The 14,247-nt window shown below is 58.3% G+C and carries 10 protein-coding genes; 9 read left to right on the top strand and 1 reads right to left on the bottom strand.

What is annotated here, in order from left to right; all coding sequences use genetic code 11:
- The first annotated feature begins 78 nt into the window (after positions 1–78).
- The 6 genes from DVU99_RS03955 to DVU99_RS03930 all read left to right on the top strand — a co-directional run bounded on the left by DVU99_RS03955 (position 79) and on the right by DVU99_RS03930 (position 6,841).
- Positions 79–1,236 (top strand): glycosyltransferase family 4 protein, encoded by a 1,158-nt coding sequence (locus DVU99_RS03955; RefSeq protein ID WP_114238892.1) that lies wholly within the window; start codon positions 79–81, stop codon positions 1,234–1,236.
- A gap of 43 nt (positions 1,237–1,279) precedes the next feature.
- Entirely contained in the window at positions 1,280–2,578 is a 1,299-nt protein-coding gene (locus DVU99_RS03950) for an O-antigen ligase family protein (protein ID WP_114238891.1), read from the top strand.
- Positions 2,579–2,689: 111 nt separating this feature from the next.
- Positions 2,690–3,700, top strand: coding sequence for a cellulase family glycosylhydrolase (locus tag DVU99_RS03945; RefSeq protein WP_157971341.1), 1,011 nt, complete (start codon positions 2,690–2,692; stop codon positions 3,698–3,700).
- 45 nt (positions 3,701–3,745) lie between these two features.
- Complete coding sequence (locus DVU99_RS03940) at positions 3,746–4,942, top strand: glycosyltransferase (RefSeq protein WP_114238889.1); 1,197 nt, start codon at positions 3,746–3,748, stop codon at positions 4,940–4,942.
- A gap of 242 nt (positions 4,943–5,184) precedes the next feature.
- Entirely contained in the window at positions 5,185–6,159 is a 975-nt protein-coding gene (gene galE, locus DVU99_RS03935) for a UDP-glucose 4-epimerase GalE (RefSeq protein ID WP_114238888.1), read from the top strand.
- A 52-nt stretch (positions 6,160–6,211) separates the two neighbouring features.
- Positions 6,212–6,841: a phosphatase PAP2 family protein gene (locus DVU99_RS03930; RefSeq protein ID WP_114238887.1), complete on the top strand. Its 630-nt coding sequence runs from the start codon at positions 6,212–6,214 to the stop codon at positions 6,839–6,841.
- A 24-nt stretch (positions 6,842–6,865) separates the two neighbouring features.
- On the opposite strand, the gene DVU99_RS03925 is transcribed toward DVU99_RS03930, so the two are convergent.
- On the bottom strand, positions 6,866–8,683 hold the full coding sequence (locus tag DVU99_RS03925; RefSeq protein WP_114238886.1) for an SLC13 family permease: 1,818 nt from the start codon (positions 8,681–8,683) through the stop codon (positions 6,866–6,868).
- Positions 8,684–9,157: 474 nt separating this feature from the next.
- On the opposite strand from DVU99_RS03925, the gene DVU99_RS03920 reads away from it, so the two are divergent.
- The 3 genes from DVU99_RS03920 (at position 9,158) to DVU99_RS03910 (ending at position 13,690) form a co-directional block, all read left to right on the top strand.
- Positions 9,158–9,760, top strand: coding sequence for a fimbrial protein (locus DVU99_RS03920; protein WP_114238885.1), 603 nt, complete (start codon positions 9,158–9,160; stop codon positions 9,758–9,760).
- A gap of 91 nt (positions 9,761–9,851) precedes the next feature.
- Positions 9,852–10,589 carry a molecular chaperone gene (locus DVU99_RS03915; RefSeq protein WP_232823437.1) on the top strand — a complete coding sequence of 246 codons (738 nt, stop codon included), beginning with the start codon at positions 9,852–9,854 and terminating at the stop codon, positions 10,587–10,589.
- Between the two features lie 197 nt (positions 10,590–10,786).
- Entirely contained in the window at positions 10,787–13,690 is a 2,904-nt protein-coding gene (locus DVU99_RS03910; RefSeq protein WP_114238884.1) for a fimbria/pilus outer membrane usher protein, read from the top strand.
- Positions 13,691–14,247 lie beyond the last annotated feature (557 nt).

Below are 14,247 nucleotides of genomic sequence, written 5' to 3'. Positions count from 1 at the left end.
GAGTGAAGCTAGACCCCTTCAAGCCATGTGCGACCAAAGCTACCGCACCGAATAAGTAATGTTTGCCAAGAGCCACTCATGACGCACGAGAAAATTACCGCCAAAATCGCCATCGTGCATGATTGGCTGACGACCTACGCTGGAGCGGAGCGGGTACTCGAACAACTCCTTCTGATGTACCCCGCCGCTGATCTGTACGCGGTATGCGACTTCATGCCAAGCCAGGAGCGCAACTTCCTCCATGGTCGGCCCTGTCAAACCACCTTCATCCAGCACCTACCGGGAGCGCGAAAGCACTATCGGCAATACCTGCCCCTGATGCCACTTGCGATCGAACAATTGGATTTGTCGAGCTACGACATCGTCATTTCCAGTTCTCATGCCGTGGCCAAAGGTGTGCTGACCGGCCCCGATCAGCTGCACGTCAGCTATGTTCACACCCCAATCCGTTATGCCTGGGATCTACAGCACCAGTATCTCAAGGAATCTGATCTGACCCATAACCTCAAGGGTTGGGTCGCCAGATATTTACTGCATCGCATCCGCACGTGGGACTGTCGCACAGCCAACGGCGTGGATAGCTTTGTGGTCAACTCGCAGTATATCGGCCGGCGCGTAAACAAGGTCTATCGTCGTACTGCCAAGGTGGTTTACCCGCCAGTGGATACGGACGCCTTCAAACTGGGAATCGCCAAGGATGATTTCTTCCTGACCGCATCCCGCCTTGTCCCCTATAAGCGTGTAGACCTGATCGCAGAAACATTCACCCAACTACCAGACAAGCGATTAGTCATAATCGGCGATGGTCCGGAACGCAGCAAAATTGAACGGTTTGCCAAGGGGCATGCAAACATTCAGTTTTTGGGCTATCAACCCCGCAACGTATTGATTGACTATATGCGTCGCGCGAAGGCCTTCATCTTCGCGGCCGAGGAGGATTTCGGAATTATTCCGGTGGAGGCCCAAGCCTGCGGAACTCCTGTCATTGCCTTTGGAAGGGGAGGTGCTGTGGAAACGATACGTGACATTGACACCAATCGACCAACGGGCGTGCTATTTCCTCAGCAGTCAATCAGCTCAATCAGTGCCGCCATAGCGCGGCTCGAGAATAGCCAGATTAACCCAATCGACTGCAACTGGAATGCTCAGCACTTTTCCATCCAAAATTTCCGGTCTAGCTTTGCGGAAGCGCTGAAGCAAGCCCATGCGGCACATCAAGTTTTGCACGCACCGTGAATTCCTTAGGCCTTAAATCCATCAGCCTGCTAGACGAAATTCCATGATTAACACCTCCACCTTATCTGCCGGCTCGCGCGGAAGCCGAGGATTGATTTTACTTATCCAGTTCGCGGTGGTGCTCTACTTCATTACGGAAGTGATGTCCGGGCCACTAAAGGTTCTTTTCTACGCTATCAACTTAGCTCCACTCTTTTATCTGCCGAAGGTCCTGCTTCTGTGCATGCCCTTCGCGCACATGATCGTCAATGGGCGGGTCCGAGCCAATTACATGGGATTTCTTCTAATTCTCATTGTTTCGGTAACGACAGATCTACTGATATTCAAGAATCTACAGCAATCAATTTTTGGTCTCTACATCTTTGCCCCATTGATATTTGGTTGCTACTTCGGAGATCAACTCTTCGACAAGCGTTTCGAGTGGCTGATTGAGCGTGTCTGGTGGCTAGCAATCCTCGGCGTATTCATAAATTGCTTCGTCGATTTTCCGTGGGCCACAGCGGAGCTAGACATCGACGGGCAGAAGGTCACTGCGGTTAAGGAATGGTCCACTTTCGGCTTTTCTCGAATTTCGGGCTTTTCAGGCGCATCCTATTCGGCCGCAACCCAGGTGATGATACTTTGCATATTCCTAATCACCCGCACCGAGAAAAAGTACAAAATATTCTACTTCCTTTTGTCGCTGGCAGCAGTTACGGCCACGACTACTAAGGGAGCCATCATTACGTTACTGCTGGCTGGCCTCTTTTATCTTAATCGTAAAAAGGTGCTCTACATGTCAGCCGTGGGCACACTCTGCATATTGAATATTGCGTTACCGCTAAAAGCGCTCCATGACTACAATTCGAACGTGGATATTGGATCACATTTCGAGTCCCTGTCATTCGGTTTCTTTACCGTTGAAACCATGTTTGAACGAATGCAATGGATGTGGCCGATGTCCCTGGACTTCATCAACACCCATATGATCCCGTTACTTGGCGTTGGCGTTGGCGGAATCGGCGCACCGCTGGCCAAGTTTTATGATCCGACTATAGTGTTCTCGTCAACGGACAGCCTATTCATATATATCTATGGATGTTTCGGTTTGGTTGGCGCCCTAGCCCTGATCTACTACGCACTAAAGGCTATCCGCCATGCGCGTACCACGCCCAACGGAATGTATGCCAAGCTGAGCCTTCTAAGCGTCTTTGCCTATGGCCTCACGGGTTCGCCTGTAGAGAGAGGATTGTTTCTGCTGTTCGTCGGCTTCTCGATGGCAATTCCGATTTCGGTGCGCAGCAAACAGAATTCTTCCACAGCACAAATGAATATTTGCGCGCGCCCGGCAAATTGCGAATGATCTTTTCGAAGACTTTTGCGACATACAGGCGGCGGTTCCGTCAATGTATCTAACGCCATCTACTGCATCTCTGAGCACCCTCTGGCACCGCGCGTCCCTATGGAATCCAAAATGAGATTATTCGCGACTGGCTTGCTCTTCTTGCTTTTGAATATCGGAGGCGCTGCTCGCGCAAGCGAAAGAGCCGCCCCAGATCAGGTTATGCCAATCGGTGTATGTGTTCATCTTTGGGCGGCAACCAGAGAAAATGTCGATAAAACACTTGAGGCTGCGTCGGCGGCGCATATCGCATTAATTAGGTGGGATATGCCTTGGAAGGCAGTGGAGAAGAGCCCCAAGGGTTATCAGATTCCACCAATTTGGGATTACGTCATCAATGAATCCGCGAAACGGGGTATCAAATCGCTGGTCATTCTTGACTACGGCAATGCGTTGTACGATGACGGCGACAAGCCAACTTCAGATCGGGCCATCGAAGCCTATGCCGGCTATGCCGAGTTTGTCGCCGATCATTTCAAGGGTCGCGTTCCCTACTACGAAATCTGGAATGAGTACGAACTGGACGGTGGGAATACACACCCGGGTCGTCCCACAAATTACGTGCGAATGGCTCGAGCGACCTACAAGAGGATCAAAGCCGCAGATCCCTCGACGACGGTTCTGGTCGGCGCAGTGACCGGTGGTACTTATTATAACTCCGGCATTTTCGGTAGTTATTTGAGCCAAATGCTAAAGGCCGGGGTGGCGGAATATGGGGACGGCTTTAGCATCCATCCGTATGTCTATCGGCTCAGCGACAATGGCGGCGACGCAGGGGCAAAACTCCTCACGGACATGGTCAATTTGATCCGGTCCTCTGTTGGGATGGCCGGCAAGAAAATCGTCGTTTCGGAAATCGGTTGGCCGACTGTGCCAACTGGCCAGTTCGCACTGTCTGAGCAGCTTCAACGGGACTACCTAATCAACGAAATCCAGGCAGCCAAGCGCCTGAATGTTGATGCACTCTTTATGTACGAGTTGATTGATGGCGCCGGAAACGACTCGGAGGTCGAGCGCCACTTTGGCCTACTGCGGTCTGATTGGAGCGAGAAGCCGATCTATACGTTCTTGAAGACACACTAAGTGCAAGGCGCAGCCCTTTCAATGCAAGATACGAATGCTTCATCAATGGACGTGACCCTGGTCTCCACAGCCGACTGGGACAATCCTTACTGGACTAACAAGCAGCACATGGCATTGCAATTTGCCAAGCGCGGCCAAAAGGTGCTCTACATAGAATCGCAGGGATTGCGTGCGCCAACTGCCACCAGTAAGGATTTGAAACGCATTTGGCGTAGATTGAAGCGCGGCCTGCGACCTCCGCGCAAGGTGCGAGAGAACCTGTGGATCTGGTCGCCGCTCGCGATTCCGTTTCAAAGTAACGCACTGGTGCGCAAGTTTAATCGTATTCTGTTGTCGGGCGGCGTACGCCTTTGGCACCTGGTTTATGGCATACGTCCACAATTGCTTTGGACGTACTCACCTATGACCACTGAGTTTTATGATCTAGACAGGTTTGAGTTGGTGGTCTATCACGCGGTGGACGACATCAAGACTCAGCCAGGCATGCCCTATCGCGCGATCGCGGCGGCGGAAGAAAAACTTTCGCGCCAAGTCGACGCGATCTTCGTGACTGCGCAGAATCTGCTTCAACTGCACTCACCATTCAATTGCGAGACGCATTATTTTTCCAATGTCGCGGATTTCATGCATTTCAACCGCGCGCTCGCGCCCGAAACGGCCGTGCCCGCCGATCTGCAGGTCATTTCCAGTCCACGAATCGGCTTCATTGGCGCGATTTCCAGTTACAAACTCGATTTCCACTTGATTCGAGAACTGGCAGATCGCCGCCCGCAATGGCAATTCGTATTCGTCGGAGAAATCGGTGAGGGCGACCCACTATCTGATCTCGCAATTTTTGAAGGCGCGAGCAATATTCATTTTCTTGGCGGTCGCCGCTATGAGGATTTGCCTGGATATCTAAAAGGCTTGGATGTGGTGCTCCAGCCGAACCGTATTAACGACTACACACGCTCGATGTTCCCGATGAAGTTCTTCGAATATCTTGCCGCTGGTCGACCTGTGGTTAGCGCACGCTTACCAGCGTTGTCTGAATATGATGATGTAGCGTGCTTCTGCGATACCTCCGACGAATTCCTTGCGGCGATCGAACAAGCCAGAAGTGGTGATTGTGCGTCGCTCGAGCTGCGATTGGACGCAGCACGCAAACAAACTTACGACGACCGCACCAGTCGCATGATGGAAATTGTTACTCGCGTAGCTGCGAAAAAACGTGCCACCGAGCGAGACCGAAGAGCGCTTTAGCATGTGACCTGTCCCTGTCGTCTTGGCGCAAACTCAATCCAAGCGTAATTGGTGGCCTGCGGGCAAACTGACCGAACATGGCTTTGGGCGGATTGACGCCAAAACAGCGGTTGGCTACGGCCGCATAGTTTCTACTTCTGAATCCGGGGAAAAACGGGGGGCTACCCCCTGAGTTTGAGACTCAGTCTCTAACTCTGATTGTGCCGGCATGAAGGGTTATCAGGTCTTTCGGATAGAACATAATGAAGATACTTCTTTGCGGTGGTGCGGGATATGTCGGTAGTCACATGGCCAAGTGGCTGGCGGGCCGGGGATTTGAGATCACCGTTTTGGACAACCTGTCTACAGGACACCGCGAGGCCGTTCAGTGGGGGAGCTTCGTAGAGGCGGACCTCCTTGCCACCGACAGTCTCGAAAGGGTGTTTGGCTCCCGGCGATTCGATGCGGTCATGCATTTCTGCGCGCGATCACTCGTGGGCGAGTCGGTCTCGAAGCCCTACGACTACTATCTCAATAACGTAAGCGGCACGCTGAACCTATTGCAGGCCATGCAGCGATACGGCGTCAATCGCTTGGTCTTCTCTTCCACGGCTGCGGTGTTCGGTCATCCCACATCCGCATTAATCGACGAGGGGCACCCGAAGGCTCCGATCAACCCCTACGGCATGAGCAAACTCATGGTCGAGCATATGCTCGCCGATGCTGCAGCGGCTTACGGCTTGAGGTCTGTCGCGCTCCGTTATTTCAATGCAGCTGGCGCCAGCGAGACTGCGGAAATCGGTGAGGCGCATCAACCGGAGACGCATCTGATCCCCAACGTGCTCAAGTCCGTCCTAGGCCAAGGACCGGGCCTCAAGGTTTTTGGCGACGACTACCCGACGCCAGACGGTACCTGTGTACGGGACTACGTCCATGTGGATGACCTAGCACAAGCCCATGAGCTCGCGCTCGCTTACATGGAGCAGCATGAAGGTGCTCATGCCTTCAATCTTGGGAGCGGGCAGGGCTTCTCCGTTCGGGAGGTTATTGCTGCTGCAGAGCAGGTCACCGGTCAGCGGGTGCCTTATGAGATGACACCGCGTCGAGCCGGTGATCCCGCAGTGCTCGTTGCATCCAGCGAGCGTGCCAGACGTGAGCTGGGTTGGCAGCCTAAGTACAACGATCTGCGTTCCATTATCGAAAGCGCCTGGCGATGGCATGCGAACCCGAAGTTCTGACGCGGGCGGTGCGCATGGCTGGCTCGTTCGAGTGGCTTAGTGCTCGCCGACCATGCTGACGATTCAACCCTGGACGTCGATTACTGCCTTTGGTGATTCCGCCGTGCTGCTCCCATGCGCGGCCCTCATGTTGCTGTGGTTGTGGGCGCTACCCGATTCGCGCGGGTTGGCGTGGCGCTGGGCTGCCTTGTTCGTCGCTGTCGCGGGGCTGGTCGCCGGCAGCAAGCTCGTCTTCATGGCGTGGGGATGGGGCATCCGTCGGCTCGATTTCATCGGGCTAAGCGGACATTCGGCGATGGCGGCGTTGGTGTGGCCCTCGTTGTTTGTTCTTGCGTGCGGTAGCGCGCCGCGTTTCTGGCGCGGGATGGCAACGGCAAGTGGCCTGCTTGTCGCGTTGCTCGTGGCCGTTTCACGCCTGGTGCTTCACGTACATTCCACCGCCGAAGTGGTGGCTGGGTTCGTGGTCGGCGCCACGGCGGCGCTGCTGTTCCTCTTGCGGCACGGTGAACGTTGGCAGTTGGGCCGGCAAGGATGGCTACTGGCGATTGCGGTGGCGCTGGTATTGCCTTTTGTCTACGGACATCGCTTCCCGTCGGAACGGTTGTTGCGCTTCGTTGCGCAAGGGCTCAGCCTGGACAACACGGTGTATACGCGCCGTTACTTCCGCGAACACGGCGATTGAGCTCGACTCAACCGGTGCGACCACTCACCGATACATCAAATTAATCACCACCAACGTCAACACCAGGATGATGGCCGTCAGAGGCAAGCCTACGCGCAGGAAGTCCTTCGCGCGGTAGCCACCGGGGCCGGCCACCATCATCAGTGCAGGGTGGCCTGAGCTGAGCAGGAAGGTGTTGGACGAGGAGACGGCCACGATCAGGGCGTAGGCCGAGGGGTTGCCGCCGGTGGCGACGGCTACGCTGATCGCGATGGGCACCATCATCACGGTGGCGCCGACGTTGGACATCACCTGCGAGAACAGCAGGGTGAGGATGGCCAGCGAAAGTTGCAGGATCCAGTGCGAGGTGTGGCCCAGGTGCTGCAGCACTTCCTGTGCGAGCCACGCCGCGGCGCCGGTGGCGTCCATCGACCAGCCCAAGGGAATCAGGCAGGCGGTGACGAAGATCGTTTTCCAATTGATGGCCTTGTAGGCCTCGTCCATGTTCAGCACGCCGGTCAGCAGCATGCCGATGGCGCCCGTCATCATGGCGACCGAAAGGTCGAGGTGGGTGAACAGGGCCAGGCACTTGGCCAGCAGGAAGAAGCCCACCGCCTGCCAGATCTTGCCGGGGCGCTGCTCTTCCTTGGGGATGTCGGTAACGACCACCAGGTCCTTGTCCTCGGTGGCCAGGCCCAGGTCGCGCCAGCTCGAATGCAGCACCAGGGTGTCGCCGGCCCGCAGGCTCACTGAGCGCACGTCGTCGCGGTACACCTGGTCGCCGCGGTTCACCGCCAGCACCGAGATGCCATAGCGCTTGCGTAAGCGCAGGTCACCCACGGTCTGCTTGATGAAGCGCGAACTGGGCGGAATCACCGCCTCGGAAATACCTGCCCGGGTGGGGTTGAACAGCTCGCCCAGCTGGCGCATGCGCGGGCTCAGCTTGCACAGCTGGTTATTGGCGAACTGGCTGAGCTGGTCCCGGGGACCGAGCACCCCCAGCACCGAGCCGACCCAGATCACATGGTCGGCCGGCGGAGCCATGCGGGCATCGTTGCCGCTCTTGATGGCGAGGATCAGTGGCGCACCGTACAGCTGCTCGACTTCGCCAATGCTCATGCCCACCAGCGGGCTCTCCGCGGTGACGGTCAGTTCGGCCGTCTCGCCCACGATGCCGTAGGTGTCGGCAAAGTAGCTCTCGGTACGGCCGGGGGTCACCTTCAGGCGCTCATCCTCCCGCTCGGGCAAGAGCTTCTTGCCGAAGAAGTAGAAGAAGCCCACGCCGGTGAGGGCCAGCACCAGGCCCACCGGGGTCACGCTGAACAGCCCGAACTTCGGGATGGTGTGCGCGCCCGCAGGCAGGTTGGCGTTGGCGCTGGCCACCAGATCGTTCAGCACGATCAGCGGCGAGTTGGCGATCAGCGTGGTGTTGGTGGCGGTGAGGATGCAGAACGCCATCGGCAGCAGCAGCCGGGACAGCGGCACGCCGGTACGGGCGGCAAGGCGACTGGTCACCGGGATCATCAGCGCTGCCAGCGCCTGGCTGGGAATCACCGCGCTGAACAGGCTGGTGACCAGGTTGATCACCACGCCCAACCGGGATTCCACGCCCCGGGCCATCCGCATCACGAAACTGGCCGTGAGCGTCAGTACGCCGGCCCGGTCGAGGCCGGCGCCCATGATCATGATCGCGATGATCGCGATGACGGCGTTACCGGCAAACCCGTTGAAGACCCGGTCCGAGGGGATCAGCCCGGTCAGGCCGATCACCACCACCACCAGCAGGGCCACCATGTCGGCGCGGATCCACTCCAGCACCAGCATCAGCATGGTGAAGCCCACCAGCCCGAGCACCAGGATCATTTCGGGGGTGAGTGCGAGTCCCACTAGCGGGCGTCTCCTTCGCTTGCGCCAGGCATCAGGGCCGCCGTCGGCGGGCCGGGGGGCGGGGAGAGGCGTGATGCATCACTCACGCGGGGCAACGGTTCTTATTGAGGTCTGCCGAGTATAAGCGCGAGCCGCCGCTGGGGGTGAATCTCAGCCGGATGAGGGAGCGGCGGCGGCGCCGGTCTGAGCGGGCTGTAAGAGTTTTCCGAAAAGCCGGGGATTCCAACACGCTTTTCAGATTTGTCCCAAAGATTCGTGCTGCCCCCCTGGGAACAATGGCCCTGTTTCGTGGTAGGCGCCATGAAACGGCGACGCAGCCCGCTCGGGGCCGCGAAGGATGGGAGGCATCTCCCACGTCCAGGACAAGGGCTTTGTTCTCCCGGCCATGTGGCTGGGTGCGTCGTTTGCATCCAGAGAAACACACTCATTGAGTAAAGGACTCATTTCGTTATGAAGAAGACGCTCATTTCCACCGCACTGGTCGCCGTCCTAGGCCTTGCCGGCTTGGCCCCGATGGCCGCCAGCGCCGCCGACGGCACCATCACCTTCAATGGTGAGGTCACCGACACCACCTGCACCATCACCGGCGGCGGCGCGGCCACCGGCTCGGGCAACATCACCGTGACCCTGCCGACCGTCAGTGCCTCCGCGCTGGCCTCCAACGGGCAGACCGCCGGCGATACCAACTTCTCGCTCATCCTGGGCGGTGGCACCAACTGCGCTGACGGCAAGACCGCGGCCCTGTGGATCGAAACCAGCCAGACGCCGGCCCTGGATGTGGCTACCGGCGCACTGAAGAATCAGGCTGCCAGCGGCGCAGGCAACGTGGAAGTTCGCATGGTGAATCCGGCCAACAGCCAGCCGATCAATCTGGGCATCAACGCGCAGGTCACCAGCGGTGAAACGGTCATCGCAGCCAATAACCAGCCGGCCGCGGAGATCAGCGGCAATACCGCCACGCTGAACTACATCGCCCAGTACCTGGCCAATGGTGGTAGTGCCACGCCTGGCGCGGTTACCACCTACCTGACCTACTCCATGCAGTACAACTGATCGCTCTCTGGAGCCTTCGGTGGCAAGGCCGATCCACCGGCCTTGCCCACCGCAGTGGATGAACGACCCTACTAGCTTCGAGAGCACTGTGATGAAAGCCTTCGGCCGCGCCCTGTGCGCCATGACCGCCATTGCCGCAAGCATCGGCTCTGCCTATGCCGGCATCACCATCAATGGAACGCGCGTGATCTATCCCGCCGCCCAGCGTGAGGTATCGCTGAGCATGGTCAACGATGGCAAGGACGCACGTCTCATCCAGGCCTGGGTGGATTCGGGTGACGCCAGTGAACGTGCGGAATCCAGCAAGGCTCCCTTTCTGATTACCCCGCCCATGGCACGGGTTGATCCGGGCAAGGGGCAAACCTTGCGCATCATGTTTACCGGTGCGGCCAATCTTCCACAGGACCGTGAATCGGTCTATTGGCTCAATGTGCTGGAAATTCCGCCCAAGCCCAAGGCGGGTACGGATGTCTCGGAAAACTACATGCAGCTCGCCGTGCGTTCGCGCATGAAGCTGTTCTATCGACCCAAGGGGTTGGTGGGTTCTCCTGACGCCGCACCCGATCAGTTGGTCTGGCATCTCCACGGTGATGGCAAGGGCTATTCGGTGGAGTGCATCAACGACACGCCCTTCAATGTCTCGTTCAGTGACGTGTCCTTCAAGGGGACGGCTCCACGTCAATCCGTCAGCAAGGGAGGGATGTGTCCTGCCAAGGGCAAGGGCAGTTTTCCCATCATTGGCAGCCCCGACGCCAGTGGAAAGCTCGTGGTCACCGTCATCAATGACTACGGTGGTTTCAATCCCCACGAAGCAACGTTTACGCGCTGAAGCCGGTGGCCAGGAACATGGACACCGTCGAAGCAAGGAAACCGCGGGTCTCTAACAGGAAGTGGCGTTTTAGCGGTTAGCGGTCGGTCGCTGAGCCGCCAAAGGCTTCCCTCCATTCCGGACTTCTTCTGATGTCGCCGTTGGATACGCGCGGCGCGGACGGGGGTCATTTGTCCAAAAAAAGAGTAGCGACACTCATGAATGTGAGCAGCAACAAGCGAGGTCATTCCTTGTACGCGACGCGTAGCCGCCTGCTTCATGCGCCGCGTCTGCGGCCGCTCACCTGGTCGGTGATGCTGGCCCTGGGCATGGTGCCGGCAGCGGCATTTGCACTGCCTGCCGCTGCTCCTGCGAGCCCGGTACTCGATCCGGCCGCCTCGTCGCTTGATCCCGTCAGCCCGGCGGCCGCCCCGGTTGCTACCGCCGATCCCAGCGTCGTCGAATTCAGCAGCGCATTCACGGCGTCGAGCCAGGCGGTGGACGTATCCCGTTTCGAAAAAGGCAATCCGGTACTTCCGGGAAACTACAACGTCGATATCTTCGTCAATGAAGGTCGCGTCGCGCGCAAGAACATCCAGTTCCGCGCAGTGGGGGGCAGCCCTGTCGCCCAGCCTTGCTTTGACCGTGCCACGCTGTCGCTGATGGGAGTGGACATCGGCAAGCTGGATGCTCAGGTCGCCGACACACAGAACACTTGCATCGGCATCAAGGAGGTCAGCCCTGATGCCTCGGCTACCATGGATGTGGGTGAACTTCGCCTGGATGTGTCCGTTCCCCAGGATGCCCTGCGTCGCCAGGCCCGTGGCTATGTGAGCCCTGAGCTGTGGGACCAGGGTGAAACCGCCTTCCTGCTCGGCTACAGCTTCAACGCCTACTCACTGGATCAGAGCTACAGCGGGTCGTCCACGCAGGGGGGCACGGCCATCGCCACCGATGGAAGCCCGGTGCAGGTGCAAGGCCCTCAGTACTACATGGTGGGGACGGGCGGTAACTACGTGCCAAGCAGCACGGGCAATTACATGCTTGGCCTCAATGGCCAGTATGTTCCGGTACAGAGGGGCAGCTACGTGCCGGGGCGGGTCGGCGGCTACAGCAGCAACGACGTCAGTGCTTTTCTGGGTCTCAACATGGGCGTCAACATTGCCGGCTGGCGTATCCGCAGCCAGGAAACCGCCCAATGGGACCAGCGCACGGGCCGCACGCTGTGGACCAACATCAACACCACGGCCACCCACGACATCACTCCCTGGAAGGCGCAGTTCACCATCGGTGATGGCTACACGCAGGGCGTGGTTTTCGATACCACGCCTTTCCGCGGCATCACCATGTACAGCGATGACCGCATGCTGCCCAATTCGCAGCAAGGCTATGCGCCGGTGGTTCGGGGTACGGCCAACACGCAGGCGCGTGTCGAAGTGCGACAGAACGGCAATCTGCTGTATCAGACAACGGTGGCGCCAGGTCCGTTCGTGATCGACGATCTCTATGCCACAGGCTACGGTGGCGACCTTACTGTCCTGATCTATGAGGCCGACGGGAGCATGCATAGCTTCGTCGTGCCTTACTCGGCCGTACCCATGCTGCTACGGCCAGGCATCAGTCGTTGGTCCATCACCGATGGCCAGGTCCACAACACCGCGTTGCGTAACGACAAGCCCTATTTCGTGGAGGGCACGTATCAGCGGGGCATCAATAACTGGCTGACCGCCTACGGTGGCGTGCAGTCCACTTACCGGGATCTCTATCACGCCTATCTCGGCGGCGTCGCGGTCAATACGCCGATCGGTGCTTTCGCACTGGACGTGACCAACTCGCATACCACCTTCGAAGGCGCCGACTCGCTGTCCGGTTACAGCACGCGTGTGTCGTACTCGAAGGCGATCCCCACCTCGGGCACCACGTTTGCACTGGCCTCCTACCGCTACTCCAACGGCAACTTCATGTCGTTGTCAGACGCCGTGGTGACTCAGGACCTGATGACCTCGCTGCACACCAGCAGCCCAAGCGTGGCCGGCCTGATGCGTTCGAAGCAGCGCCTCAATGTCACCATCAACCAGGACTTCGGCGGCAAATACGGTCAGCTTTACTTCAATGGGTCGCGTAACACGTACTGGAACGGCATGCCAGATGCCACTACGTATCAGCTCGGCTACAACAACCGATATCGTCGCGTGAACTTCGGCATCACGGCCAGTCGTACCTATACGGCCGGTCCGATGTACAACGGCGCACATTACGACAACCAGTTTGGCATCAACGTATCGATTCCGTTGGGCGGTCCGTCGTCACGCAACACGCCGATGGTGCAGTTCTCTTCCACGCACGACGACGTCATGGGTAGCAGTGACCGGGCCGGCATCACGGGAACCTTTGGCAAAAATAGCGAGTTCAGCTACGGCGCCAACCTCACCTACAGCGATTACAAGAACACCGATTCCACGACCGTGGGAAGTGGAACGCTGAGTTGGCAGGCGCCGTATGCCAGCCTCAATGGCAGCTATTCGTATTCGAACAACTATCAGCAGGCTTCAGTTGGTGCCACGGGTGGCGTGGTGGTTCACGGCGGCGGCATTACGCTCGCTCCCCAGCTGGATCTCAATAGCGCCATCGCCATCGTGGACGCGCCCGACGCCAAGGGTGCCCGCGTATCGAGCAGTGGCCAGACCACCGTCGACGGTCGCGGTTACGCCGTGGCCACCAGCCTGATTCCGTATCGCATGAACGATGTCACGCTCGATCCGTCGGGCACCTCAGACGATGTTGAGCTTCAGACCACGCGCTTGCAAACGGCTCCACGCGCCGGTGCAGTGATCCCACTCAAGTTCGATACGGTCAGCGGTCGCGCCGTGCTGATCAAGGCTACGCAGGCCGACGGTGAGGTCATCCCCTTTGGGGCGGAGGTCCTCGATGCCAGTGGACAGAGCATCGGAGTCGTTGGCCAAGGCGGGCAGGTGTTCGTGCGTGGCGCAGAGAATGGTGGGGTACTCACCGTTCGGTGGGGCGACACGGACAGCCAGCAGTGCCGTGTGCAGTACAGCTTGCCACCACGCGTCAAGGGCGATCAGGCGCGTATGGAATCCGTGACGTCGGTGTGTCGCTAATGAAATTTGAAATCGAGTGCGATGAAGGTGCGCACGAGAGGAGATATGAAGATGGGCTTTGTTAATGTGTTCAACCGGTGTCGCATTCCTTGGTTGCGTAGTTTGAGCTCGCGCTCAGGGTGTTCAGGCGCACGGAGGCGGGCGGTGAGTAAAGCGCGGCCACGTTGTTGTGTCGAAGCCTTGGCGGGCACTTACGCTGGGTCAGGCAGTCATGCTTTTGCGAAGGATCGTGGCGGACGGAAGCGCCTTGGCCTAAGGCTGCTTGTGGCCCTTTTTCTGCTCGTTGGCTTTCAAGCGACCTCCCATGCGGCGACGCTCTGCGCGGCTACAGCAGGACTACCTACGTCATTTTCCTACTCGCCAACCATTTTGGTATCCAGTTCATTGCAGGTGGGGGACACGATACCCGGCACGTCTCGGCCTTTCACGATTGCGGGCACGTGTGTGCTTGGGCAAGGATCGCCAAATATCATCCAGGTGGGTAGCACCATCGTGGCATGCACATTGAATGCGGGGTCGACGGAGATACAACCAGGTATCTATACGACCACGGTATC

Origin of the sequence: Dyella sp. C9 (genome assembly GCF_003332825.1) — a bacterium.
Taxonomy (GTDB): Bacteria; Pseudomonadota; Gammaproteobacteria; order Xanthomonadales; family Rhodanobacteraceae; genus Dyella.
This window is presented reverse-complemented; position numbering and strand designations above follow the sequence as displayed.